26 protein-coding genes and 1 riboswitch (1 of these 27 only partly in view) are annotated in these 23,466 nt (G+C 70.3%); of the genes, 10 read left to right on the plus strand and 16 right to left on the minus strand.

Going from position 1 to position 23,466, the window contains the following annotated elements; translation table 11 throughout:
• Window positions 1-124: the 5' end (the start) of a polysaccharide lyase 6 family protein gene (locus tag V1227_RS20275; RefSeq protein WP_329787174.1), read on the minus strand. Its footprint begins 1,217 nt before the window's first position; 124 of the gene's 1,341 nt are visible here — the first part of the coding sequence; its start codon is at window positions 122-124; its stop codon lies beyond the left edge, outside the window.
• 43 nt (window positions 125-167) lie between these two features.
• On the minus strand, window positions 168-602 hold the full coding sequence (locus V1227_RS20280) for an NUDIX hydrolase (protein ID WP_329787175.1): 435 nt from the start codon (window positions 600-602) through the stop codon (window positions 168-170).
• A gap of 73 nt (window positions 603-675) precedes the next feature.
• Between V1227_RS20280 and V1227_RS20285 the strand changes: the two genes are divergently transcribed.
• Entirely contained in the window at window positions 676-1,608 is a 933-nt protein-coding gene (locus V1227_RS20285) for an SPFH domain-containing protein (protein WP_329787176.1), read from the plus strand.
• Window positions 1,608-1,841: a hypothetical protein gene (locus V1227_RS20290; protein WP_329787177.1), complete on the plus strand. Its 234-nt coding sequence runs from the start codon at window positions 1,608-1,610 to the stop codon at window positions 1,839-1,841. The genes V1227_RS20285 and V1227_RS20290 overlap by 1 nt, the downstream gene beginning before the upstream one ends.
• Here the strand turns inward: V1227_RS20290 and V1227_RS20295 are convergent.
• A complete protein-coding gene (locus V1227_RS20295; protein ID WP_329787178.1) occupies window positions 1,838-2,584 on the minus strand; it encodes a PIG-L deacetylase family protein in 747 nt (248 codons plus the stop codon). The two genes, V1227_RS20290 and V1227_RS20295, sit on opposite strands and share 4 nt — an antisense overlap.
• Before the next feature lie 169 nt (window positions 2,585-2,753).
• On the opposite strand from V1227_RS20295, the gene V1227_RS20300 reads away from it, so the two are divergent.
• The 3 genes from V1227_RS20300 (at window position 2,754) to V1227_RS20310 (ending at window position 4,323) form a co-directional block, all read left to right on the plus strand.
• On the plus strand, window positions 2,754-3,002 hold the full coding sequence (locus V1227_RS20300; protein ID WP_329787179.1) for a fibronectin type III-like domain-contianing protein: 249 nt from the start codon (window positions 2,754-2,756) through the stop codon (window positions 3,000-3,002).
• Between the two features lie 123 nt (window positions 3,003-3,125).
• The gene (gene rpsT, locus V1227_RS20305; RefSeq protein ID WP_090100067.1) at window positions 3,126-3,392 is read left to right on the plus strand and encodes a 30S ribosomal protein S20; all 267 of its coding nucleotides are present in this window, start codon (window positions 3,126-3,128) and stop codon (window positions 3,390-3,392) included.
• A gap of 91 nt (window positions 3,393-3,483) precedes the next feature.
• Window positions 3,484-4,323, plus strand: a complete 840-nt coding sequence (locus V1227_RS20310; protein ID WP_329787180.1) for a hypothetical protein — start codon at window positions 3,484-3,486, stop codon at window positions 4,321-4,323.
• A gap of 10 nt (window positions 4,324-4,333) precedes the next feature.
• Here V1227_RS20310 and holA read toward each other — a convergent pair whose 3' ends face one another.
• Window positions 4,334-5,302 carry a DNA polymerase III subunit delta gene (gene holA, locus V1227_RS20315; protein WP_329787181.1) on the minus strand — a complete coding sequence of 323 codons (969 nt, stop codon included), beginning with the start codon at window positions 5,300-5,302 and terminating at the stop codon, window positions 4,334-4,336.
• An 87-nt stretch (window positions 5,303-5,389) separates the two neighbouring features.
• A riboswitch (SAM riboswitch) is annotated at window positions 5,390-5,533 on the plus strand.
• 11 nt (window positions 5,534-5,544) lie between these two features.
• On the opposite strand from holA, the gene thrC reads away from it, so the two are divergent.
• On the plus strand, window positions 5,545-6,801 hold the full coding sequence (thrC, locus tag V1227_RS20320) for a threonine synthase (protein ID WP_090100073.1): 1,257 nt from the start codon (window positions 5,545-5,547) through the stop codon (window positions 6,799-6,801).
• On the opposite strand, the gene V1227_RS20325 is transcribed toward thrC, so the two are convergent.
• The 10 genes from V1227_RS20325 to V1227_RS20370 all read right to left on the minus strand — a co-directional run bounded on the left by V1227_RS20325 (window position 6,785) and on the right by V1227_RS20370 (window position 17,556).
• On the minus strand, window positions 6,785-9,691 hold the full coding sequence (locus tag V1227_RS20325) for a DNA internalization-related competence protein ComEC/Rec2 (protein WP_329787182.1): 2,907 nt from the start codon (window positions 9,689-9,691) through the stop codon (window positions 6,785-6,787). The two genes, thrC and V1227_RS20325, sit on opposite strands and share 17 nt — an antisense overlap.
• Window positions 9,692-10,511: 820 nt before the next feature.
• A complete protein-coding gene (locus V1227_RS20330; RefSeq protein ID WP_329787183.1) occupies window positions 10,512-11,201 on the minus strand; it encodes a ComEA family DNA-binding protein in 690 nt (229 codons plus the stop codon).
• Between the two features lie 87 nt (window positions 11,202-11,288).
• A complete protein-coding gene (locus V1227_RS20335; RefSeq protein ID WP_329787184.1) occupies window positions 11,289-12,182 on the minus strand; it encodes a DegV family protein in 894 nt (297 codons plus the stop codon).
• A gap of 20 nt (window positions 12,183-12,202) precedes the next feature.
• Window positions 12,203-12,916, minus strand: coding sequence for a diglucosylglycerate octanoyltransferase (gene octT, locus V1227_RS20340; RefSeq protein ID WP_329787185.1), 714 nt, complete (start codon window positions 12,914-12,916; stop codon window positions 12,203-12,205).
• Complete coding sequence (locus tag V1227_RS20345; RefSeq protein WP_329787186.1) at window positions 12,913-13,518, minus strand: histidine phosphatase family protein; 606 nt, start codon at window positions 13,516-13,518, stop codon at window positions 12,913-12,915. The genes octT and V1227_RS20345 overlap by 4 nt, the downstream gene beginning before the upstream one ends.
• Before the next feature lie 8 nt (window positions 13,519-13,526).
• Window positions 13,527-13,910 (minus strand): ribosome silencing factor, encoded by a 384-nt coding sequence (gene rsfS / locus V1227_RS20350; protein ID WP_109642793.1) that lies wholly within the window; start codon window positions 13,908-13,910, stop codon window positions 13,527-13,529.
• Window positions 13,911-14,052: 142 nt separating this feature from the next.
• The gene (cspE, locus tag V1227_RS20355) at window positions 14,053-14,256 is read right to left on the minus strand and encodes a transcription antiterminator/RNA stability regulator CspE (protein ID WP_030468099.1); all 204 of its coding nucleotides are present in this window, start codon (window positions 14,254-14,256) and stop codon (window positions 14,053-14,055) included.
• Window positions 14,257-14,341: 85 nt separating this feature from the next.
• Window positions 14,342-14,923: a nicotinate-nucleotide adenylyltransferase gene (gene nadD, locus V1227_RS20360; RefSeq protein WP_329787187.1), complete on the minus strand. Its 582-nt coding sequence runs from the start codon at window positions 14,921-14,923 to the stop codon at window positions 14,342-14,344.
• A gap of 181 nt (window positions 14,924-15,104) precedes the next feature.
• Window positions 15,105-16,274, minus strand: a complete 1,170-nt coding sequence (locus tag V1227_RS20365) for a cytochrome P450 (RefSeq protein ID WP_329787188.1) — start codon at window positions 16,272-16,274, stop codon at window positions 15,105-15,107.
• Between the two features lie 16 nt (window positions 16,275-16,290).
• Window positions 16,291-17,556 (minus strand): glutamate-5-semialdehyde dehydrogenase, encoded by a 1,266-nt coding sequence (locus V1227_RS20370; protein ID WP_329787189.1) that lies wholly within the window; start codon window positions 17,554-17,556, stop codon window positions 16,291-16,293.
• Between the two features lie 63 nt (window positions 17,557-17,619).
• On the opposite strand from V1227_RS20370, the gene V1227_RS20375 reads away from it, so the two are divergent.
• Together V1227_RS20375 and V1227_RS20380 are read left to right on the plus strand one after the other, a co-directional pair.
• Window positions 17,620-19,704: a RecQ family ATP-dependent DNA helicase gene (locus tag V1227_RS20375; RefSeq protein ID WP_329787190.1), complete on the plus strand. Its 2,085-nt coding sequence runs from the start codon at window positions 17,620-17,622 to the stop codon at window positions 19,702-19,704.
• Between the two features lie 209 nt (window positions 19,705-19,913).
• Window positions 19,914-21,098, plus strand: a complete 1,185-nt coding sequence (locus V1227_RS20380; RefSeq protein WP_329787191.1) for a cytochrome P450 — start codon at window positions 19,914-19,916, stop codon at window positions 21,096-21,098.
• On the opposite strand, the gene V1227_RS20385 is transcribed toward V1227_RS20380, so the two are convergent.
• The gene (locus tag V1227_RS20385) at window positions 21,076-21,486 is read right to left on the minus strand and encodes an anthrone oxygenase family protein (RefSeq protein WP_329787192.1); all 411 of its coding nucleotides are present in this window, start codon (window positions 21,484-21,486) and stop codon (window positions 21,076-21,078) included. The genes V1227_RS20380 and V1227_RS20385 overlap by 23 nt on opposite strands.
• 82 nt (window positions 21,487-21,568) lie before the next feature.
• On the opposite strand from V1227_RS20385, the gene V1227_RS20390 reads away from it, so the two are divergent.
• Window positions 21,569-22,468, plus strand: a complete 900-nt coding sequence (locus tag V1227_RS20390) for an AraC family transcriptional regulator (RefSeq protein ID WP_329787193.1) — start codon at window positions 21,569-21,571, stop codon at window positions 22,466-22,468.
• On the opposite strand, the gene V1227_RS20395 is transcribed toward V1227_RS20390, so the two are convergent.
• Window positions 22,450-22,815 carry a VOC family protein gene (locus tag V1227_RS20395; RefSeq protein WP_329787194.1) on the minus strand — a complete coding sequence of 122 codons (366 nt, stop codon included), beginning with the start codon at window positions 22,813-22,815 and terminating at the stop codon, window positions 22,450-22,452. The genes V1227_RS20390 and V1227_RS20395 overlap by 19 nt on opposite strands.
• A 56-nt stretch (window positions 22,816-22,871) precedes the next feature.
• On the opposite strand from V1227_RS20395, the gene V1227_RS20400 reads away from it, so the two are divergent.
• A complete protein-coding gene (locus tag V1227_RS20400) occupies window positions 22,872-23,456 on the plus strand; it encodes an alpha/beta fold hydrolase (protein WP_329787195.1) in 585 nt (194 codons plus the stop codon).
• Window positions 23,457-23,466 lie beyond the last annotated feature (10 nt).

Here is a 23,466-nt window from a genome sequence, read left to right on the forward strand (position 1 = left end):
CGGTGTCGAGCGCGGCCTGCAGGGAGGACGCGGTCGACACGCCGACGACGGCAGCGAAGGCAGGCACGTGGACGAAGGACGACAGCAGGGCGGCCGCGCCCACTGCGGCCAGTGATCGGATCATTCGCCAACTCCGGTGTGGGGTCGTCGGCGGCGGCAGAGGGAAGCTACCGCAGGATTCCGCCGGGTGGGCTGTTCCGGTACAAGCCCAGGGCGGTGTCCAGTGACGGCACGCGCTCCAGCTCTCCGATGTCTGCGAGAGGGAACCACTGCGCGAGGTCGGTCGTGCCGTCCACCTCGTTGCGGAGCTCGCCGCCGACGATCCGCACCTCGTACATGATGCGAAGGGCGTGGTAGTCGCGGTCGGGCTCCTCGCGGAGCTCGGAGTCGATGCCGAGCAGGCGGACCACCTCGGCGAGGTAGCCGGTCTCCTCCTCGACCTCCCGGACGACCCCGTCGTACGGGTGCTCGCCGTGGTCGATGCCGCCGCCGGGGAGGATCCAACGTTTGCCCTTAGGGCCAAGCCAGCGCGCCAGCAGGATCTCGTCGTCGTCGTTGATGCACACCCCGTACGCGGCCACGCGCTGCTTCTTCGCCCTCATGCTACGGAGCGTAACTTGCGGTCGGCGCGAAAAAAGTGATATCACTTAGCTACTACTTCGCTAGGGGGTCTGGATGAGCGCATCCATCGACACGACGGTCCACATGCCGGCGCCTGTCGTCCGTGAGAAGCACGCGCGGGAGCTGCCCGGTCTGCCGATGTTCCTCGTGGGTTTGGCGGTGCTGGCTGTGAGCGCGTGGACGATCATCGAGGGCGTCAGGGCGATCGACCCCGACGGCGGTGACCCGTCGCCGGGCCTGCTGATCGCGGGGCTCCTGCTCTTCGGCGCCGGGGCTCTGATCTGGAAGGGGCTCTTCACCGTCGCGCCGGGTGAGGTGCGGGTGCTGCAGTTCCTCGGCCGGTACGTCGGCACGGTCCGCACGGACGGTCTGCGGTGGGCGAACCCGCTCACCACCAGGGAGAAGATCTCCGTCAGGATCCGCAACCACGAGACGGCGACCCTCAAGGTCAACGACGCCGACGGCAACCCGATCGAGATCGCCGCTGTGGTCGTGTGGCAGGTCGAGGACACTGCGCGCGCACGGTTCGAGGTCGACGACTTCGTGCGGTTCGTGGGCATCCAGACCGAGACCGCGGTGCGGCACATCGCGAACAGCTACCCGTACGACAACCACGCCGAGACGGGTCTGTCTCTGCGGGAGAACGCGGACGAGATCACCGAGACGCTGGCGATCGAGATCGCGGCGCGCGTGCAGTCCGCGGGCGTGAAGGTGATCGAGTCACGGCTCACGCACCTCGCGTACGCGCCGGAGATCGCCCACGCCATGTTGCAGCGTCAGCAGGCCGGCGCGGTCGTGGCGGCGCGGACCCGGATCGTCGAGGGTGCCGTCGGCATGGTCGAGCTCGCGCTGGAACGGCTCGCCGACCACGAGGTCGTCGAGCTCGACGAGGAGCGCAAGGCGGCGATGGTCTCGAACCTGCTCGTCGTCCTGTGCGGTGACCGTTCCACCCAGCCCGTGGTGAACACCGGGTCGCTCTACACCTGATGGCGGATCGCAAAAGCGTTCTGCTCAGGCTCGACCCGGCCGTGCACGACGCGCTGAGCAGGTGGGCGAACGACGAGCTGCGCAGCACCAACGCGCAGATCGAGTTCCTGCTGCGACGTGCGCTGGCGGACGCGGGCCGGCTGCCCGGCGAGGTGAAGAAGATGCCTCGCCGCGGCCGGCCCCCGAAGAAGCCCGGGAGCAAGAACGACGAAGAGCCGGACGAACAGGCTTAGAACTCCGGCGGTGCCTCGAGGTCGTGGGCGCGGAAGAGCACGGCGTGCTCGACGCCCATGGCCTCGCCGCTCATCGCGAGGAACTTCGGGATGAAGTCGGCCGGGGCGGGGTGGTCCGGGAGCGCGGCCAGGTACTCGGCGTGCGCTTCCAGCGAGGCGACGCCGCGGCGCAGCGGTTCACCCGTCACGTCGACGCCGTGGGTCGCGCCGGACCCGGCCAGCCCGGGAGTGATGTACCAGCGCACCGAGTGCGGCTCCAGGCCCTCGTCGACCTGTTCCGGGAACACCCAGCGGTTGCCGGCGTCGCGCAGCGCGTCGAGGGTCGCGAGCCCGGCCGCGCGGTGGTCGGCCTGGTCGAAGCCGTAGGGCGTCTCGACCTCGAAGCCGCAGCCGAACACGACGTCCGGCTTGAAGCGGCGGATCTCGCGGCAGATGTCCCGGCGCAGGTCCAGGCCGTAGACGAGGACGCCATCGGGGTGTTCGAGCACGGTCAGGTGCTCCACACCGACCACGGCGCAGGCGGCCCGCTGCTCGGCGACGCGCAGCCGTGCGGTCTCCTCCGGCGGGTTCGGCATCCCCGCCTCGCCGCGGGTGAGCAGGAGGTAGCCGACCTCGATGCCGCGCTCGGTCCAGCGGGCGACGGCCGCGGACGTGCCGTACTCCATGTCGTCGGGGTGTGCGACGACGCAGAGCACGCGCCGGAAGGTCTCCTCCGGAAGGGCAGGCAGTGTCATGCCGGTCATCGTCCCGTGCGAGGCGGCCGGCGTCCGGGAACCGGCGGAAGAAGTTGCGGGGACGAGCGCTGGGTGGGCCGCCGGTCTCGGCGTGTCGTACACGTCGTTCAGACCTGGGGGACGACGGTGTCCGTGGACCGCCGTGACGGCGTGGTGGAGTCCACGGGGGCGAACACCGATGGGCGCGCGGGCACGGCGATCGCGCCGGTGTACGTGCGCCAGCCGGCCTCCCCCCGTGCTCACGCCCGACGCGCGTCTGGTGGCCTTCACGCGCGTGGAACTCGCTGCGGGGCAGTTGAAGCAGGTCGAGGTGTCGTCCCGGCTCTCGCAGCTGGCGCTCACCGTCGGCGACGGGCGGCGTGAGGTCGCGCGCGGCGGGTACGAGGCCGTGGTGGGCGCGGCGAAGGCCGCCTTCGCGGTCCGCTGAGCTGGCCTGATATCCTTCGTCGTCGTGAACGCGCGGCTCTCCGCCGTGGAGGAGACCCGGTCCTTGGCCGGTGCCGACGAAGCGCGCCACGAACCCCGGTTTCGACAAGAAGGGTGATGTCGCATGGCGAACATCAAGTCCCAGCTCAAGCGGATCAAGACCAACGAGAAGGCTCGCCTTCGCAACAAGGCGGTCAAGTCGTCCCTGAAGACGGCCATCCGCAAGTTCCGCGAGGCTGCCGAGGCCGGTGACAAGGCGAAGGCCCTGGAGCTGCTGCAGGACGCGTCCCGCAAGCTCGACAAGGCCGCCACCAAGGGCGTCATCCACGCCAACCAGGCCGCCAACAAGAAGTCGGCGATGGCCCAGCGCGCGAACAAGATCGAGGGCTGATCTCGCTCGCGGAGCCTCGAGCTTCCGCAAAGGGCTCCACCTCCTCCGGGAGGTGGAGCCCTTTCGCGTTCCTGGTGTAGGCGTAGTTCCCATGGACTCGCTGCCGCGCATTCAGTTCGTCGAACTCCACGACCTCGAAGGCACCCCGCCCGTGCTGCGGACCCTGCACACCGAGTCGATCACCACGATCTACCGGCTGACGGACGCGGCGCGGGAGTACTCACGGCCACTGGCACGGGCGCTGCGGTCGGGCGCGGACCACCGGTCGGGCGCGGACCACCGGTCGGGCGCGGACCACCGGATCGTCGACCTGTGCGCGGGCTCCGGCGGACCGGTACCGCTCATCCAGCGCCGGCTGCACGCGGAAGGCGTCCACACCCACGTCACGCTGACGGACCTGGTGCCGAACGTGCGCGCGTTCGAACGCGTGGAAGCCGAGAACCGGCGCCGGCTGCGCGATTCGTGCTGCTCGGTGGACCACGTGCCCACCTCGGTCGACGCCACGGACTGCCGGGTCGAGGGGACGCGCACGATCTACGGCGCCTTCCACCACTTCCCGCCCGCGCTCGCCGCGCGGATGCTGCAGAACGCCGTCGACACCCGGCAGCCGATCGTCGTCGTGGACACCAAGCGGTCGTTCGTCTACCCGGTGTTCTTCCCGTTCCTGCTGACGCTGGCCGTGCTGGTGGCGGCGCCGTTCCAGCGCAATCCCCTGCCGCGCTACCTGCTGCGCCTGCTGCTCACCTACGTCGTGCCGGTGCTGCCGTTCATGATGTTCTTCGACAGCGTCGTGTCGTTCCTGCGCATGTACGGGCGCGCGGAACTGCGCCGGATCGTCGACGGCCTCGACCGCACCGAGTCGTTCACGTGGACGATCGGCGTCGAGCCCGGCTTCACGGGAGCCCAGTACCTGATCGGGATCCCGCGGTGACCTCCTCCGGTCAGCGGCGGCCGTGCGCGGCGACGATCCGGAGCACCGCGCGTTCCAGCGCGTAGTCGGCGTCGGCCGCGACGCCCTTCACGTCGGCGTTCAGACCGGCGACCACCTGCATCGCGTCGGCGAGACCCGACTGGTCCCAGCCGCGCGACTGGGCCTGGGCCTTCTTGATCTTCCACGGCGGCATGCCGAGCGGGCCGGCCAGGCTGAACGGGTCGGCCCGCCCCACCGCGGACACGCGCGCGACCGTGCGCACCGCATCCGCCAGCGCGTCCGCGACCAGCACGTGCGGCACACCGAGCTGCATCGCCCAACGCAGCGCCTCCATGGCACCCGCGCGGTCACCGGTGACGGCCTTCTCCGCGACGGCGAACCCGGTCACCTCCGCCTTGCCCTGGTGGTAGCGGCGGATCTCCTCGACCGTCACCTTGCCGTCGGTGTCGGAGACGAGCTGCGAGGCCGCCGCGGCGAGCTCGCGCAGGTTCGTGCCCACGGCGTCGATGAGCGTGGCGACGGCCTCCGGGTCGATCTTGCCGCCCGCCTGCCTCACCTCGTTGCGCACGAACGCCTCGCGCTCGGCGGACTTCGTGACCTTGCCGCACTCCGTGACCGCGGCACCGGCCTTCTTCAGCTGACCGGGCAGGTCCTTGGCGGCCTTGCTGCGGCCACCACCCGTGTGAAGGACGACGAGCGTGACCCCGTCCGCAGGCGCCTTCACGTAGGAGAGCACCGTGTCGGCGACTTCCTTGCTGATGTCCTGCGCGTTCTGCAGGACGATCACGCGGCCCTCCGCGAACAGCGACGGGCTCACCAGTTCGGCCAGCTCCGGAGGCGTGAGATCAGTCACCTGGACGCGGGTCAGGTCGGCGTTCGGATCGACCTCGCGTGCGGCCTCGAGAGCCGCCCGAACAGCACGTTCGACCAGCAGCTCCTCCTCGCCGACGACGAGGTGCAGTGACTCCGGTGCGCTCACGTTCCGCATCCTTCCACGTCCCGGATCGTGGACGACGGTGGCTCAGCGGCGGACCGGTGCCGTAGCTTGGTGGCCACAACTGAACACCGCTCATCCAGAGGGGCAGAGGGACCGGCCCGAAGAAGCCCCGGCAACCGGCGTCAGCGCTGTGTGCACACCTGTGCGCGCATCTGAGTGCAGACGATCACGGTGCCAATTCCGACCCGTTCGATTTCGCGGGAAAGATGAGGAGATACCTCGCGATGACTGCTGTCTCTGTGCCGACGAGCACCAAGTTCGACCTCGGCCCCGCCCGCGCGCTGCTGTGCCGTGAGTGCGGCAACGAAACCCCTCTCGCTCCCGAGTACGCCTGTCTGGAGTGTTTCGGGCCACTGGAAGTGGCCTACGACTTCGGGAAGATCCGGCGCGAGGACATCGAAGCCGGCCCCAGGTCGATCTGGCGCTACCGCGGCCTCCTCCCCGTTCCGTCCACTGTGGAACAGCACCCGAACACCGACCCCGGCGGCACCCGCCTCGTCGAGGCGCACAACCTCGCCAAGGCACTGGGCGTCCGCAAGATCTGGGTCAAGGACGACACCGGCAACCCCACCCACTCGTTCAAGGACCGCGTCGTCGGCGTCGCGCTCGCCGCCGCCCGCGAGCTCGGCTTCAAGGTGCTGGCCTGCCCGTCGACCGGCAACCTGGCGAACGCTGTCGCCGCGGCCGCCGCCCGCGCGGGCTGGCGGTCGGTCGTCCTCGTGCCCTCCAACCTCGAGCGCGCCAAGATCCTCATGAGCGCCGTCTACGAGGGCGCCCTGATCGCCGTCGACGGCAACTACGACGACGTCAACCGCCTCGCCCAGGAGCTCGCCGCGGAGAACGAGGACTGGGCGTTCGTGAACGTCAACGTCCGCCCGTACTACGCGGAGGGCTCGAAGACGCTCGGCTACGAGGTCGCCGAGCAGCTCGGCTGGCGCCTGCCCGACCAGATCGTCGTGCCGATCGCGTCCGGCTCGCAGCTCACCAAGGTCGACAAGGCGTTCCGCGAACTCGGCCAGCTCGACCTCGTCGAGGCCACGCCGTACAAGGTGTTCGGCGCGCAGGCCACCGGCTGCTCCCCGATCTCGGCCGCCTTCAAGGCGGGCCACGACGTCATCCGCCCGGTCCGCCCGGACACGATCGCCCGCTCGCTGGCGATCGGCGCCCCGGCCGACGGCCCGTACGTGCTCGACGCGGTGCGCCGCACCAACGGTGCCATCGAGGACGTCACCGACGAAGAGGTCGTCGAGGGCATCAAGCTCCTCGCCCGCACCGAGGGCATCTTCGCCGAGACCGCCGGCGGCGTGACCGTCGCGACGGCGAAGAAGCTGATCGAGTCGGGCCAGCTCGACCCGGACGCCGAGACCGTGCTGCTGATCACCGGCGACGGCCTCAAGACCCTCGACGCGCTCGGCGACACGATCGGCCCTCGTGCGACGGTGCCGCCGTCGGCCGAGGCAGTGATCAAGGCGCTGGGGTAGTCACCTCCTTTCCGGCTCCGGGGACGAGACTGCGTCTCCGGAGCCGTAGGTGAACGTCTCGTTCAAGAGATGGGCTGCTCCGGAAGCGCGCAGCCCTGTCGGGATGCCTATCCGTTGCGGCACAACGTGATCTCGACAGGGAACATTGGTTCACAAGGCGATCGCGTCCGTCTTCAGCCAGCCCGTGCGCGGGAAGCGCCGCAGGCCGTCCACCACGTGCGGTCCGACCGCCTCCACGGTTGCGCGCCAGGCCGCGATCCGTTGCGGCCACGGGGCTTCCGCCTTCAGGGCGTTGTAGTGGTAGTCGTGCCAGACGTCCGGGGCGATGCGCAGGTCGTCGTCGAACACGTGCTCGGCGATGAGGTCGTACGCCTCTTCCGGCTTCTCCGCCTTGGTGGGCGACAGCACGTGGGTGGTGGTCGCCTTGTACGTGACGGCGCGGGTGCCGTCTTCGAGTGTTTCGCAGATGTAGTAGGCGAAATCGGGTTTGAGTTCGTCGTGCGGCCACGGGGTCGCCGCGTAGTTCATCTGCCACAGCGCCCATGCGAGGCCCGGCGTGCCGCCGGGGATCGGGTAGCGCGCGTTGAACAGCCTGATCCAGACCATCTCTTCTCCTTCGTACGATGCGGTTCCCCGGCAGCACCGCCAGGTCTCCGTCCTTGTCCGTGCGCAGCACCAAGGCGCCTCCCGTTCGCAGCACGTCGATCACGTGCGGGCTCGGGTGGCCGTAGCGGTTGCCCGTGCCGACGCTGACGAGCGCTATCTGGGGCCGCACGGCCTTGAGGAACGCGGGCAGCGAGTAGCGGGAGCCGTGGTGCGGCACTTTGAGCACCTCCGCGGTCAGGTCCCGCTCTCCCAGCAACGCGGCTTGGCCGGCCAGTTCGACGTCGCCGGTGAGCAGCACTCGGCCTGCTCTCGTGTGGGCTTTGAGCACGAGCGAGTAGTCGTTCACCGTCGTGTTCTCGGCCTCGGCGACCGGCGGGCGCCTGGGGCCCATCACCTCCAGGTCCAGGCCTGGCAGGGCGAAGCGCTCCCCTGCCTTCGGTTCCACCACCCGCACGTTCTGGGCGCGGGCTCGTCTGCCGACCTCCCTCCAGGCCCACTCGGGTTCTTTGAGCGGGCCCACCGCGATCGCTCCCACCGCACGTCCGGTGAGCGCGGCTTCCAGGCCACCGACGTGATCCGCGTGCAGGTGGGTGAGGACCACGAGGGGGATCTTGGTGATCCCCAACGTCTTCAGGCACCGGTCAACCGCGCCGGGATCCGGTCCGGTGTCGACCAGGACCGCCGTGTCCGCGACGTCGGTGGCCAGGACGAGCGCGTCGCCTTGGCCCACGTCGCAACTGACGACCTTCCAGCCGTCCGGTGGCCAGACCGGTGCGACGACTCGCATCGGCACCAGCACCACGAAGCCGCCGACGAGCACGGCAACCACCAACGTCCGCGACTTCTTCAGCCGCAGCAACAACACGACCACCGCCGTGACGGCGGCCAGCGCGAGCGCTCCGGTCCAGCCGTCCGGCCAGCCGACCGCCGCGCCGGGCACGGTCGACGCCTGGCGTCCGACCTGGATCAGCCACGTCACCGCCGGACCGGCCACGTGCGTCACCAGTTCGGCCGCGCGGGGTGAGAACGGCGCCACGACCGCTGCGACCACGCCCAGCACCGTCGCCGGCGCGACCACCGGCCCGGCGACCAGGTTGGCCAGCACCGAGACCAGGCTCACCTGCCCGGACAGCCCCGCCACCAGCGGAGCCGTGGCCAGGCTCGCGGCCGTTGGCACGACCACAGCCTCGGCCAGTCCGTTCGGCACGCCACGCTGTTTGAGCGCTTGTGCCCACCTCGGCGCGATGAGCACCAACGCCGCCGTCGCCACCACGGACAACGCGAAGCCCGGCTCACCGCCCAGCGCCGGGTCGTGGAGCACCAGGACGAGGACCGCTGCCGCCAGGCTCGGCACCGCCGAGCGTTCCCGGCCCAGCACCAGCCCCAGCAACGTGACGGCGCCCATGACCGCGGCCCTGAGGACGCTCGGCTCCGGTCCTGCCAGGATCACGAACCCGACCAGCGCCACCATCGCCGCGACGGCGGCCTTGCGCGGTCCGAGCCGTCTGGTCAGCAGGTAGACCGCGCCGCACACGATGGCCAGGTTCGCCCCGCTCACCGCGAGCAGGTGGGCCAGACCGGCCGTGCGGAACTCGTCGACGATGCGCGGCACCATCTGCTCGGTGTCGCCCACGACGAGCGCCGGCAGGAGCCCGGCCTCCTCGTCGTCCAGCACCCGGCTGGCTTTGGCCAGGCCGTCGCGGAGGTCGTCCGCCCAGCTCTGCCAGACCGGTGGCGGTTGTAGGTCTGCCGGCGGACCTCTCACTCTCAGCAGGGCTGACGCCAGATCGCCGCCTCTGGGCGGGGCGAGCGTGCCCTTGACCGTGACCTTCTGGCCGGGCAGCAGGTCTCGCCACTTGGCTGCCGGAGCCAGCAGCACCAGTTGCGCGCCGTCCGCGGTTGCTTTGACCACGACGTTGTCCACGCCTGCCTGGTGGCTCGCGAAGCCCTCGGCCCTGATGCCCTTCGGCCTGGTGACGATCTCGACGGTGAGGGTGGTGCTGCGGCCTTCGTTCGCCGCCAGGCGGAACGGGTGGGATTCCGCCCGCAGGACGTGGCCGCCGACCCAGGCCGCTGCCACCGGGCCCGAGATCAGCAGGGCTATCGCGCAGGTCCTGTTCCACCACGCCCTGCGCCACGCGGCCAGGCCGATGGCGCCTGCCGCCACGCCGGTGCTCACTGCCGCCTGCCAGCTCAGGAAGAGGCCGGCGACCGCGGTCGCCCACACCGCCGCCGCGGCGGGGACCAGGCGGTAGTCCTGGGCTACCGGGTGCTTGCGGGCCACGGGGTGCTTCCCAGGCCGCTCGGCGGATCGGAGGCACGGCTTGGACTGCCTTGGCGTGGCTGGGGAACGTTCGGCACCTCGCCTGGGGCGTCGTGCGGCTGGATTTGCGTGCTGCGGCTCTTGTGGTCGTGCGACCTGGGCTCGGCATGAAGCGAGCGGGTGATGCGGACGGACGGCATGGGATGACTCCGATCTACGGGTGGATGGTTGCCGCGCACAACCGGCAGGCGCGCTTTTCGGGGGCGGCTGGGGCCGAGTTGGGTGGGGCCGAGTTGGGTGGGGCCGAGTTGGGTGGGGCCGGGTTCGGCGGCACGGGGCTGAGCTGCCCCCGGCTGGGCAGGGCTGGACCGGACGGCACCGCTACGGCTGGAGCCGGGCTGGGCGGCACCTGGCTGGGCGGCACCTGGCTGGGCGGCACCTGGCTGGGTGGGATTGGGCTGGGTGGGATTGAGCCGGACGGGACTGGGCTGGGCGGGACTGGGCTGGGCGGGACTGGACTCGGCGGGACCGCCACGGCTGGAGCCGGGCCGGGCTGCGCCGGGCTTGGCGGCACAGGACTTGGCTCCACCTGGCTAAGCGGGATTGGGCTGGGCCGGACTGGACCGGATGGCATCGGGTTCGGCGGCACCGCTACGGCTGGGGCGGGCTGGGCGGCGCCGGGTTCGGCGGCGCCGGTGCGGCTGGAACCGGGCCGGGTGGCGCTGGGCCGGGTGATGGTGATGGCGGTGGGAAGGCGATCGCCAGGAGGTGGCACACGGCGGTGGTCAGTGGAACTGGGCTTTGGTGCGGTGGTAGAGCGCCAGGGCCGCGCGGAGGAGGCTCATGTGTGGACCAGTTCGGCGAGCTTGGCCAGTTTCGAGTCGCCGATGCCCTCCACCTCGCGGAGTTGGTCCACGGAAGCGAACGGGCCCTTGCGGGTTCGGTGGTCGACGATGCGTTGAGCCGTCACCGGGCCCACCCCGGGCAGGGTGTCCAGTTCGGTGGCCGTCGCGGAGTTCAGGTTCAGCTTCGACTGGGCGGCACCGGCCTGGGGCGGTGCCGGTGGCGGGATGCCCACCGCGATGTGTTCGCCGTCGGCGAGCTTGCGGGCCAGGTTCAGGTTGTGAAGGTCGGTGCCCGGCTTGATGCCGCCTGCCAGGCGGAGGGCGTCGGCCACCCTGGCGCCGCTCGTCACCGTCACGAGGCCCGGGGTGGCGACCTCGCCGATCACGTTGACGACCAGTTCCGGGGCCGGCGCGGAGGTGCTCACCAGGGCCAGGTCCGGGGCTTGTTCGGCGGCGGGGCTCTGCCACCAGCTGCCCAGGCCGATGACCGTGCACGCCACCGCCACACCGAGGGCCAGCAGGCCGCGGCGCGGGAGGCGGGGCAGGCGGAAGCGGCGGCGGGGCGGGCCGTGTTCGTCCGAGTCCTCCGACTTCGTGAAGACGAGGGTCGGGTCGGCTCTCACCTTGTCCGCCAGGGCGGCCAGGCGTTCGTGCGGAAGGGTGTCCGGGTGGGAGCGGGGGAGCATGCGAGCGACGTTACGGAGCGGGGTGGGTGGGGAGGTGGGGTGAGCTCCGGGGCTGTGGACTACTCGCGGGTTGTGGACAGGTCGCGATCACTTAGGGGTCTGGGACGGGGAATTGTCGGGGGTCTGTGGGATGCTGTCGGGTCCTCCCGGCAGCACCACGACGCCCAGCACGCCCGGTCCCGTGTGCGCGCCGATCACCGCGCCGACCTCGGAGATCACGCATCCCGTGGAGCCCGGCAGCCGTTCGTCCAGGCGCGTGGCCAGTTCCGCGGCGCGTTCGGGTGCGGCGAGGTGGTGCACCGCCAATCCGACGGGCCCGTCGCCCGCCGCGGCCGCCGCCAGGTCGACCAGGCGTCCCACGGCACGGCTCATCGTGCGCACCTTCTCCAGCGGCACGATCCGGCCGTCGTCCATGTGCAGCAGGGGTTTCACCGCCAGCGCGGTGCCCACCAGGGCCGCCGCCGTGCCGATCCGCCCACCCCGGCGCAGGTGGTCCAGCGTCTCGAGGCAGAAGAACATCCGCACCTGCTCGGCGACGGAGCTCGCGGCCTCCTCCACCTCGGAGTGCGAACGACCGGCGGACACCGCGGCGCACGCGCGCAGCACCGCGAATCCGAGCCCCATGCCCGTCGACCGCGAGTCGACCACTCGGATGCGGGCGGGATCGATCTCCTCCGCCGCCAGCCGTGCGGCCTCCCACGTCCCGGACAGCTCACGGGAGAGGTGCAGGGACACGACCGCGTCCGACGACAAGAGCACCTCGCGGTAGACGTCGGCCATCTCGCCGGGTGTGGGACGCGACGTCGTCACCCTGCGGTGCTCGGCGAGGGCGCCGGCCAGCTCGGACGGCCCGAAGTCGACGCCGTCGAGGCGTCCGGCGCCGTCCACCGCCACGTGCAGCGGCACCACGGTGATCGCATGGCGCTTCGCGAACCCCTCGGGCAGGTATGCCGTCGAGTCGGTGACGATGGAGATGCGCACGAGCGACGAGCCTACGGGGCTCACTCCTCCGAAGGACTCAACGCCACGGAGGAGATGAGGGCCGCCATCGCCTCGCCCACGAGCTCGTGCCCCTCCCAGCCCCAGTGCATCCCGTCCGGGTTCCCGGCACCGGAGCGCACGTGCTCCCCGATCACGGCGGGCAGGTCCAGCAACGGCACTCCCGCACCCGCGGCCCACCCGCGCACGGCGGCCACCGCAGCCGCGTGCCCCTGATGCGCGAACGCGTACGTAGGTGCGCGGTGGACCGAAGGCACGACCCCGACCGCGGGCATCGTGTACTGGAGGTTGCGGACCGACTGCAGCATGTCCCGCAGGTACCGCGCGGTCAGCGCGGGAGGCAGAGACGCGCGCGTATAGGGCGCCAACCGAGGTTGAACGTCCTGATAGCGCGCACGAAGCCAACGCCGAAGCCAATCAGGCCGCACATAACGCAGCCCCTCGCGCAGATACGTGGGCAACGGCGAAGGCAGCGTGTCCATGCTGCCCACCGCGAACACCAGCACGTCCGCGCGAGGCAGCAACGACCAGATGCGGGGATCCCCGGTCAACGCCCACCAGGCGTCCCGCGCCGTCCACCCGAACCCGGCCGCCAGCTCCGCGGAACCACCCAGGGCCGAGGCGCAGATGTTGTGCCACAACCTCGGGTGATCGGCGGGCAGCGGTCCGGACGGCCCGAAGAACGACAGCGAGTCGCCGAGGACCAGCAGTCTCAACGCGTGGTGCCCGCGTTGTACGACGACAGCCGCCACCGGTCGTTGCGGCGCGTGAACACGGTCCAGTGGCAGTTCGAGATCCCGCCGAGCTGGGACCAGGTCTCCACCGGCAGGTCGAGCAGCCGACCGGTCAAAGCGCTGATCAGGCCACCGTGCGCGCACAGCAGGACCGTCTCGGAGAACTCCGCGTCGACCTCGTGCACGACCTTGATGGCCCGTTCGGCGACCTCGACGCGCGACTCGCCGTCCGGCGGCGTGTAGGTCGGGTCCGTGCGCCACACGGTGACGGCGCCCGGCCACTCCTGCTCCACCTCGGCGGTCGTCAGGCCCTGCCACTTGCCCAGGTGGGTCTCGCGCAGCCGCTCGTCGATGCGCAGCGGCACGTCCGCGGACGTGGTGAACACCCGTGCGGTGTCACGCGCGCGCTGCAGGTCGGAGGCGACCACGATCTCCGGCTCGAACCCGGCGAGCACCGGGACGGCGAAGCGGGCCTGGTTCAAGCCGGTCTCGGTGAGCGCCGAGTCCAGATGACCCTGCAGGCGACCTGTCGCGTTGTAGTCGGTCTCACCGTGCCGCCACAGCACGAGCCGGCTCAGGGCCATCAGCTACCTCATTCAGCCGTGGACTCGGCGGGGACGTCCGCTTCGAACTCGATCCGCGGGCAGTCCTTCCACAGCCGCTCCAGGCCGTAGAAGCTGCGCTCCTCCGTGTGCTGGACGTGCACCACGACGTCCACGAAGTCCAGCAGGACCCATCGGCCCTCGCGGGCCCCTTCGCGGCGCACCGGCTTCGTGCCGGCCTCCCGCAGCTTCTCCTCGATGTTGTCGACGATCGCGCCGACCTGCCGCTCGTTGGGAGCGGACGCGATCACGAACACGTCCGTGATCACGAGCTGGTCGGAGACGTCGAGCACCGTCACGTCGTGCGCCTTCTTGTCGGCCGCTGCGTTCGCCGCGACCAGCGCCAGCCGTCGTGCCTCGTCGGTGGCTGCCACGTCACTCCTCTGACTTCCGGCGGGCGTCGATACGCCCACACGAGTTACTGAGGGTACCGGCGAGCGCCAAACCGGTACTTCACGCCCAGGCATGACGAAGGCCACCTCAGCGCCCTGAGGTGGCCTTCACCTGCGCCGAAGCTTAGAGCGGGCGGACCTGCTGGGCCTGCGGCCCCTTCTGGCCCTGGCCGACCTCGAACTCGACCTTCTGGTTCTCCTCGAGCGAGCGGAAACCCTTGGACTGGATCTCCGAGTAGTGCACGAAGACGTCTGCCGAGCCGTCGTCGGGCGCGATGAACCCGAAGCCCTTTTCGGCGTTGAACCACTTCACGGTGCCTGTAGCCAAAGTCTTGCCTTCCACGAACCAGCAACAACCCGCTGATTGTTGCTCCCCGCGCCCTCCAATGCACGCAAAATCCACTCGAACGTGGTCACGACTCGGAGTACAGGCCCGTTTTGGCGATGTACTGGACCACCCCGTCCGGAACGAGGTACCAGACGGGCTGACCCGAAGCGGTCCGCTCGCGGCACCCGGTGGAGGAGATCGCCATGGCCGGGACCTCCACGAGCGACACCGAACCGGGCGGCAGGTGCCGGTCGTTCAGCGTGTAACCCGGACGGGTGACTCCGATGAAGTGGGCGAGCTCGAACGCGTCCGCGGCGCGCTTCCACGACAGGATCTGCTCCAGCGCGTCGGCACCGGTGATGAAGAACAGCTCGGCGTCCGGGTACTGCTTCCTGAGGTCCGTGAGCGTGTCCACGGTGTACGTGGGGCCCTCGCGGTCGATGTCGACCCTGCTGACCGAGAACCGGGGGTTGGACGCCGTGGCGATGACCGTCATCAGGTACCGGTCTTCGGCGGGCGAGACCTCCCGCGACGCCTTCTGCCAGGGCTGACCCGTCGGGACGAAGATCACGCGGTCCAGGTCGAACCTGTCCTGCACCTCACTGGCGGCGACGAGGTGACCGTGGTGGATGGGGTCGAACGTGCCACCCATGACGCCGATGCGCATCGAGACAGCGTAGACCGGCGCCGAGCCGCTCCCGAGGCCCGGCGCCGGTCGTGCTGATCACACCGCACGGCCCAGGGGGAGGACGGGCCGTGCGGGTCGCGGCCCACCCCGAAGCAGAGCCGCGCGCACTGGAGGAACGCGCGGGCCGCTCCCCCATGACGCGGTCAGCCCAAGATTTTTCTCACCACGCGACGACGAGCTCCACCGGTCCTCTGACCAGCGAACCCTTGCGGAACTCGGCGGGTTCTTCGAGCCGCAGGCCGGGCATCCGGCGCAGCAGCGCGTCCAGTGCCACCTGCAGTTCCATCCTGGCGAGCTGCGAACCGAGGCAGAAGTGGATGCCGTGCCCGAACTGCAGGTGCTGGCCGACCTCGCGCTCCAGGTCCAGTCCGGCGCCGTCCGGGTAGACCGACTCGTCGTGGTTCGCCGACGACACGACCACCAGCACGGCGTCGCCCTCCTTCACCAGCGCGTTGCCGATCCGGACGTCCTCGGTGGCGATGCGGGTGAAGCCGGCGCCGCTGCCCAGCGGGATGAACCGCAGCAGTTCCTCGACGGCGTTCGGCAGCTTCTCGGGGTGCTCGCGGAGGCTCTTCATGGCCTCCGGATGGTCCAACAGCGTGATGACGCTGTTCGCGAGCATGTTCGCCGTCGTCTCGTGTCCCGCCACGAGCAGCGTGATGCCGAAACGGACGAGTTCGTCCTCGCTCAGCCTGTCGTCGTTGTCCCGTGCGGCGACAAGCGCGCCCATCAGGTCGTCCGTGGGGTGTGCGCGGCGTATGGCAACGAGTTGAGTGAAGTAGGCGTGCAGCTTCATCAAGCCGTGCATCGCCTCTTCGGGCGTGTACCCGCCGACCGTGGACAGGACCTGGTTCGACCACGTGCGGAAGTCGTCGCGGTCCTCGAACGGCACCCCGAGCAGCTCGCAGATGATGGTGATCGGGAACGGCATGGTGAAGCCCTCGACCAGGTCGCCGGGGTTGTCCAGGCGGTCGAGCAGCTCGTCGGTGATCTGCTGGGCGCGCGGCCGCAACTCCTCGACCCGGCGGACCGTGAACGCCTTCGACACCAAGCGGCGCATGCGCGCGTGGTCCGCGCCGTCGTGCGTGAGGATCGATTCGCCCGGTGCGATGAGCGGCTGCATCCTCGGCACGTCCCGGTTGACGGTCCGCGCGCGGCTGAACCGCGGATCGCCGAGGACGAACTTCGTCTCTTCGTAGGACGTGACGAGCCAGCCCTCGCCGCCGTAGGGGAACGTCACGCGCGAGACGGGCTCGTCACGCCGTAGCCGTTCATACGTCGGATCGAGGGTCAGGCCGTCGGGTTCGGAGAACGGGTAGTTCGGAGCCATGGCTCCGAAGCTAGAGCTACGCCTTCGCGCGTGTGTGCCCTTCGCCCCACACGACCCATTTAGAGGACGTCAGCTCCGTCAGGCCCATCGGACCGCGGGCGTGCAGCTTCTGCGTGGAGATGCCGATCTCCGCGCCCATGCCGAACTCCGCGCCGTCGGTGAAGGCCGTGGAGGCGTTCACGAACACCGCCGCCGCGTCCACACGAGCCGTGAACCTGCGTGCCGCCACCACGTCGCTCGTGACGATGGCCTCGCTGTGACCGGAGCCGTACGTCGCGATGTGCTGCACGGCCTCGTCGAGCGAGTCGACGACCTTCGCGGCGATGTCGAGGCTGAGGTACTCGGTGCCCCAGTCGTCGTCGGTCGCGCCGAGGACGTCGGGCTGCCGGGCGAACTGCTCGTCGCCGTGGATCGTGACGCTCTCCTGCTGCAGCGCCTTGGTGATGCGCGGGACGAACTCGTCCGCCACGTCCTTGTGCACCAGGAGGGACTCGGCCGCGTTGCACACGCTCGTGCGGCGCGTCTTGGCGTTGAGGACGATCGACTCGGCCATGTCGAGGTCGGCGTGCGCGTCCACGTAGACGTGGCAGTTGCCGACGCCGGTCTCGATCGTGGGAACGGTCGCCTGCTCGACGACTGCGTTGATCAGGCCGGAGCCGCCGCGCGGGATGACCAGGTCGACCAGGCCGCGCGCGGTGATGAGGTGGGTGACGGACGCACGGTCGTGGCACGGCAGCAGCTGCACCGAGTCGGCCGGCAGGTTCACGCTTTCGAGTGCATCGCGCAGGACGCCGACGAGCGTGGTGTTGGAGTTCTCGGCGGTCGAGGAACCGCGCAGCAGGGCGGCGTTGCCCGACTTCAGCGCGAGGCCGGCGGCGTCGACCGTGACGTTCGGGCGGCCTTCGTAGACCATGCCGACGACGCCCATCGGGACGCGGACCTGCTTGAGCTCGAGGCCGTTCGGGAGGATGCCGCCGGTGATCACCTGACCGACCGGGTCCGGCAGGCCCGCCACGGTTTCCAGGCCGGTGGCGACGCCGTCGACGCGCGCCTCGGTGAGGGTGAGGCGGTCGAGGATGTTGTCCGGGAGACCCGCTGCCCTGCCCGCGTCGAGGTCCTTGCGGTTGGCCTCGAGGATCTCCGGCGTGCGCTTGCGGAGCGCGGCGGCCATCTCCAGGAGCGCGGTGTCCTTGCGCTCGCGGGTGGCGAGGACGAGTTCGTCGGCGGCGACGCGGGCGCGGCGAGCTGCTGCGTGTACCTGGTCGCGCAGGTCATCAGTCACGCTGCACAGCTTACGACCTGCGACAATCACAATTGTCAGAGTGGCCTGGCAAGCTTGCTCCCCATGGACGACATGGCGTTGCGAGAACTGGCGGAGGAACGGCTGCGGGCACTGGCGGGCCCGGACGCCGTGCTGCGCGAGGACCAGTGGACGGCGATCCACACCCTCGTGGCGCAGCGCCGCAGAGCTCTCGTCGTCCAGCGCACCGGCTGGGGCAAGTCGGCGGTGTACTTCATCGCGACGGCGCTGCTGCGTCAGCTCGGTGAGGGGCCCACGGTCATCGTGTCGCCGTTGCTCGCGTTGATGCGCAACCAGATCGATGCCGCGGCGAGGGCCGGTGTGCACGCGGTGACGATCAACTCGGCGAACACCGACGAGTGGGACGCCGTGCAGGAGCAGGTCGCCGCGGGCGAGGTCGACGTGCTGCTGGTGAGCCCGGAACGCCTGAACAACCCCGACTTCCGCGATTCGGTGCTGCCCTCGTTGACGGCGTCCGCGGGCATGCTCGTCGTCGACGAGGCGCACTGCATCTCGGACTGGGGGCACGACTTCCGGCCCGACTACCGCCGGCTGCGGACGCTGCTGACGGAGCTGCCGCCGGGCGTGCCGGTGCTGGCGACCACGGCGACGGCCAACAACAGGGTGGTCCACGACGTCACCGAGCAGCTGGGGCTCGGCACCGACGAGGGCACGCTGGTGCTGCGCGGGCCGCTCGACCGGGACAGCCTGCGCCTGTCGGTCGCGCTGCTGCCGACCGCGGAGTCACGGCTCGGGTGGCTGGCCGAGCAGCTCGACCGCATGCCCGGTTCCGGGATCATCTACACGCTGACCGTGGCGGCGGCGGACGACATCGCGGCGTTCCTCGCCTCGCGCGGGTTCGCGGTGGCGGCGTACTCGGGCAAGACCGAGCCGGCCGAGCGGGAGCGGGCCGAGCAGGACCTGCTCGAGAACCGGGTCAAGGCGCTCGTCGCCACCTCGGCGCTCGGCATGGGGTTCGACAAGCCGGACCTGGGGTTCGTCGTGCACGTCGGCGCCCCGTCGTCCCCGATCGCCTACTACCAGCAGATCGGCCGGGCGGGCCGCGGCGTCGAGCGGGCCGAGGTGGTTCTGCTGCCGGGTCACGAGGACCGCGACATCTGGGCGTACTTCGCGTCGCTGGCGTTCCCGCCGGAGGTCGTGGTGCGCCAGGTGCTGTCGGCTCTCGACGGTGCCGGCAGGCCGCTCTCGACGGCGGCGCTGGAGCCGGTGGTCGAGCTGTCGCGCGGCCGGCTCGAGGTGGTGCTGAAGGTCCTGGACGTCGACGGCGCGGTCCGGCGCGTGCGCGGGGGCTGGGAGTCCACCGGACGGCCGTGGGAGTACGACGGCGAGCGGTACGCGCGCATCGCCGAGGCGCGCAGGGCCGAGCAGCAGGTGATGATCGACTACCTGCGGACCGGCTCGTGCCGGATGAAGTTCCTGCAGGACCAGCTGGACGACCCGACCTCGCACGAGTGCGGGCGTTGCGACAACTGCACCGGCGAGCGGCTATCGGTCGAGGTGTCGGACACGGCGGCGAGCGCGGCTCGTGAACGGTTGCTGCGTCCCGGTCTGGACGTGGCGCCGCGCAAGATGTGGCCGACGGGCATGAACGCGATCGGCGTTCCGCTGTCCGGCAAGATCCCCGCGACCGAGGTGGCGGCCACGGGCAGGGCGCTCGGCAGGCTCACCGACATCGGCTGGGGCAACCGGTTGCGCGACCTGCTGGCCGACGGGAACGACCGCGAGATCCCGGACGACGTGTTCGCGGCGTGCGTGAAGGTGCTGACGGCGTGGGGCTGGGACGAACGGCCGGTCGGCGTGGTCGCGGTCGGCTCGCGCAGGCGACCGCAGCTGGTCGGCAGCTTCGGGCGGAAGATCGCGGAGATCGGCCGGCTGCCGTTCCTGGGCACCGTGTGGCTCGGCGAGTCGACGCACCGGGCCAACAGCGCCCAGCGGCTGGCCGGGCTAGTGCGGGCGGGCGAGACGCCTGACGTGTCCGGTGTGGACGGTCCGCTTCTGCTGGTGGACGACCACATCGACACCGGGTGGACGATGACGGTCGCGGCTCGGATGCTCAGGAAGGAGGGGGTGTCCGCCGTGCTGCCTTTCGCGCTGGCGGTGACGAACTGAGTCCGGCTCGTCCTGACCGGAGGCGGGGTGAGAAGCTCCCGCCCGTGTGATCCCGGAACCCACGCCGGCGCAGGTCGTGGCCGCGGACGTTCGCCGTCGTGGTGACCGGCGAGCCGTGGCAGGAGCACCCGCAGCTGTCCACCGTGATCTCGTGGCTGGGACCGGCGGGTGCGCACCGACGCGGTCTGGGTTGTGGCACTGTCTTCGGCATGACTGCGGAAGTCGTGCGGTTCCGGCAGGCCGACCTCCTCGCCGGTCTGCACCGGCGGTTCGGGCCGGTCGTGCGGATGGGTCCGTACACCTACCTCCTCGGGGCCGAGGCGAACCGGTTCGTGTTCGCGCACTCCGAGCTGTTCGAGGTGGAGCGGGCGTTCCAGTCGCTGGTGCCGGTGGACGGGCCCACGTCGTTGATCGTGAGCGACGGCGAGGACCACAAGCGGCGGCGCAGGTTCGTGCAGCCCGCGTTGGCGCATCGGCAGATCGCCGGTCATGTGCCGGTCGTGCGGGCCAACGCCGAGGCCGTGCTCGACTCGTGGCGGCCCGGTGACGTGGTCGACGTCTACCAGGAGTTCCGGCGGGCGGTCCGGCGCAGCACGATCCACGCGTTGTTCGGCGAGGAACTGGCTCGGGACTCGGACTTCTTCGGGGCGCACCTGCAGGTGCTGATCAACCTGGTCGACCGCAACCCCGCTGTCGTGACGGTGCTCCGGCGGACGAAGGCGCCGGCTTGGCGTGACGCGATGCGGGCGCGCAGGGCCGTGGACGCACGGGTGTACCAGGCGATCGAGGAGACACGTCAGGGCAAGACGGCCGGTGATGTGCTCACCTCTCTCGTGCAGGGCGACGGGTTGAGCGATCTGGAGGTCCGCGACCAGGTCGTCACGTTGATCGCGGCCGGGTATGAGACGACCAGTGCCGCTATGGCGTGGGCGGTGTTCAACCTGTTGCGGCACAACGGAGTCTGGGAGCGCGCGCAGGAAGACGACGACTACCTGGCCAACGTCGTCAACGAGACGCTCCGGCTGTACCCACCGGCGGTGGTGTCGGCAAGGGTGGCGGCGCAGCCGTTCGAGTTCGCCGGGAAGAAGATCAAGCAGGGCGCGTTCCTGTTGTACAGCCCGTACGTCACGCATCGGCTCGAAGAGATCTATCCGGATCCGTTGCGGTTCGACCCCGATCGCTGGGAGACCAAGCCGGCGCCGCACGAATTCCTGCCGTTCGGCGGTGGCCCGCACCGGTGCATCGGCGCCGGGCTCGCCACCACCTCGCTCACGGTGATGCTCAAGGCGTTGCTGCAGAGGCCGAAGCCGGAGCTGCTCCCCCAGCGCATCACGCCGACCAGCGTCGCCGCGATGCGTCCGAAGCGGGGCCTCAGAGTCCGAGCAGCAGGGTGACGGCCGAGGCGGTGCAGGCGACGGTGCGCAGGTGGTTCCAGAGCGTCCACCGCCGCAGGTACGCGGGCCAGTAGGCGTCGTCGGCCTGTTCGAGACGGTTGTTCATCGGCACATTGACGACGACTGTCACCAGGAAGCAGCCGACGACGTAGAGCAGGCCACCGACGGCCCGGCCCTGGAACACCTCGACGGCGCACAGGACCAGGGTGCCGACGAACAGCAGCAGGAACACCGGGTTCTGGATGCGGGCGTTGATCCGCCGCATGGCGGCGCGGGCATCGGCGGGCGAGAGGTCCGCGAGGCCCGGCATGACCGCGGCGGAGAAGGCTAAGAACACCCCGGCCATCAGGCCGGTGGCGGTGACCGTGATCAGCGTGAGTGTCCCCATGCCGGTAACTCTGTCCCGTCGGCGTCGGACTCCCAATGACAATTCATCGCGCAGACTTGCTCGTTCGTCCAGAATCAACGGCATGACGGACGCACTGGGCGAAGCGCTGCACCTGTTGAGGATGTCCGGGACCTTCTACTGCCGCAACGAGCTCACCGCGCCGTGGGGCGCGACGATGCCCGACATGGCGGACTGCCTGTGGTTCCACGTGCTGACCAGCGGCCGGTGCGACGTCGAGGTGGACGGCCAGGTCATCCCGCTCGAACCCGGCGACGTGCTGCTCGTCCCCGGCGGGCAGCGCCACCGGCTGTTCCACGGCGAGGCGGAGTCGCCGGTCGTCACGACGCTGCCGCACGAGTTCGAGACCGAGAACTACGCGGTCCTGCGCCACGGTGGCGGCGGCGCGGTGACGCACCTCGTGTGCGGCGCGGTCCGCTTCGACCACCCGGCCGCCAAGCACCTCGTCACCGTCCTGCCGAACGTGCTCCACCTGCGGCAGGCCGACGACATGCGCGCCACGATCGACCTCATGGCCGCCGAGGCGAAGGCCGTGCGGCCCGGCGGCGAGGCGGTCATCACCCGGCTCGCGGACGTCCTGGTGATCCAGACGATCCGCTCGTGGCTCGCCACCGACCCGGCCGCGCGCACCGGGTGGCTGGGAGCGTTGCAGGACGAGCAGATCGGGCAGGCGCTCGCGCTGATCCACCGCGATCCCGCGCAGCCGTGGACCGTCGAACGCCTCGCGCACCGCACGGCCATGTCGCGGTCGGCGTTCGCGGCGCGGTTCACCGAACTCGTCGGTGAGCCGGCCATGCGGTACGTCACGCGGTGGCGCATGCACGTGGCGATGAACCGCCTCAAGAACCGCGACAGCACCGTCAGCGAGATCGCCCGCGGTCTCGGTTACGAGTCGGAGGCGGCGTTCAGCCGGGCGTTCAAGCGGATCGTCGGGGTGTCGCCGGGTCAGGCGCGGGCGGGCTGAAGCAGGTCCCAGCGGTTTCCGTAGAGGTCCTCGAACACGGCCACACGACCGTAGACCTCGTCGCGCGGCTCCTCCCGGAAGTGCACGCCGTACGCGGTCATGCGGGCGTGGTCGCGGTCGAAGTCGTCGGTGTTCAGGAAGAACCCGACGCGGCCACCGGTCTGGTCGCCCACTCGTGCCTGCTGCTGACCTGTGTCAGCCCGGGCCAGCAGCAACGACGTCCCCTCCCCCGCCGACACCACGACCCAGCGCTTGTCGCCCTGCGGAACGTCCTCGACCAGCGTGAACCCGAGCCCCTCCACGTAGAAGCGGATCGCCTCGTCGTAGTCGCGGACCACCAGCGTCACCAACCCAATAGATCGCACGGCGACGAGTATCGACGACGAGAGAGGTCTACCCGCACATGGCTGACTCACTCGTGCTCCTGCACCCCGGCGGCGCGGACCCGTCCGCGTTCGGGCCGCAGTTCGACGCTCTCGCCGATTTCGCCCTGCACGCACCACACCGGACGAACCAGGCCACTCAGGACCACACGGAGATGGCGCTCGAGACCGTCGAGTTCCTCGACCGCACCGGGCCGGCGCACCTGCTCGGCTGCAGCGACGGCGCCACCATCGCGCTTCTCACCGCCGTGCTCCGACCTGATCTCGTGCGACGGCTTGTGGTCGTGTGCGGCGTCTACCACCACAACGGCTGGGACCCGGCCACGGAGCTGACGCCGATGCACCGCCGTTCGCCCGCGCTGACCGGAACAGATCTCGGGAAACTGCCGAACCGCACGCTGGTCATGATCGGCGACGACGACGAAGTCACGCTGGAGCACGCCACGGCCATGTACCGGGCGCTGCCGAACGCCGAACTGGCGGTCGTCCCGGGCACGTCACACGGGCTGCTGCACGAGAAACCCGCGCTGTGCAACGCGATGATCGTCGACTTCCTGTCCAACGACCCGGTCGAGACATACGCACCGATTCGTCGCCGTATGTGATTGGCTGACT

The organism is Lentzea sp. DG1S-22 (genome assembly GCF_036321065.1).
Taxonomy (GTDB): Bacteria; Actinomycetota; Actinomycetes; order Mycobacteriales; family Pseudonocardiaceae; genus Lentzea; species Lentzea jiangxiensis.

Coding starts and splice junctions, on each gene's coding strand:
- V1227_RS20285 (WP_329787176.1), top strand. CDS start 676: ATGAGCGCATCCATCGACACGACGGTCCACATGCCGGCGCCTGTCGTC.
- V1227_RS20295 (WP_329787178.1), bottom strand. CDS start 2,584: ATGACCGGCATGACACTGCCTGCCCTTCCGGAGGAGACCTTCCGGCGC.
- V1227_RS20345 (WP_329787186.1), bottom strand. CDS start 13,518: ATGGCCCTGAGCCGGCTCGTGCTGTGGCGGCACGGTGAGACCGACTAC.
- V1227_RS20380 (WP_329787191.1), top strand. CDS start 19,914: ATGACTGCGGAAGTCGTGCGGTTCCGGCAGGCCGACCTCCTCGCCGGT.
- thrC (WP_090100073.1), top strand. CDS start 5,545: ATGACTGCTGTCTCTGTGCCGACGAGCACCAAGTTCGACCTCGGCCCC.
- rpsT (WP_090100067.1), top strand. CDS start 3,126: ATGGCGAACATCAAGTCCCAGCTCAAGCGGATCAAGACCAACGAGAAG.
- V1227_RS20300 (WP_329787179.1), top strand. CDS start 2,754: ATGGGCGCGCGGGCACGGCGATCGCGCCGGTGTACGTGCGCCAGCCGG.
- V1227_RS20365 (WP_329787188.1), bottom strand. CDS start 16,274: ATGGCTCCGAACTACCCGTTCTCCGAACCCGACGGCCTGACCCTCGAT.
- V1227_RS20310 (WP_329787180.1), top strand. CDS start 3,484: ATGGACTCGCTGCCGCGCATTCAGTTCGTCGAACTCCACGACCTCGAA.
- V1227_RS20400 (WP_329787195.1), top strand. CDS start 22,872: ATGGCTGACTCACTCGTGCTCCTGCACCCCGGCGGCGCGGACCCGTCC.
- V1227_RS20390 (WP_329787193.1), top strand. CDS start 21,569: ATGACGGACGCACTGGGCGAAGCGCTGCACCTGTTGAGGATGTCCGGG.
- nadD (WP_329787187.1), bottom strand. CDS start 14,923: ATGCGCATCGGCGTCATGGGTGGCACGTTCGACCCCATCCACCACGGT.
- V1227_RS20385 (WP_329787192.1), bottom strand. CDS start 21,486: ATGGGGACACTCACGCTGATCACGGTCACCGCCACCGGCCTGATGGCC.
- V1227_RS20280 (WP_329787175.1), bottom strand. CDS start 602: ATGAGGGCGAAGAAGCAGCGCGTGGCCGCGTACGGGGTGTGCATCAAC.
- V1227_RS20290 (WP_329787177.1), top strand. CDS start 1,608: ATGGCGGATCGCAAAAGCGTTCTGCTCAGGCTCGACCCGGCCGTGCAC.
- V1227_RS20375 (WP_329787190.1), top strand. CDS start 17,620: ATGGACGACATGGCGTTGCGAGAACTGGCGGAGGAACGGCTGCGGGCA.
- V1227_RS20330 (WP_329787183.1), bottom strand. CDS start 11,201: ATGCTCCCCCGCTCCCACCCGGACACCCTTCCGCACGAACGCCTGGCC.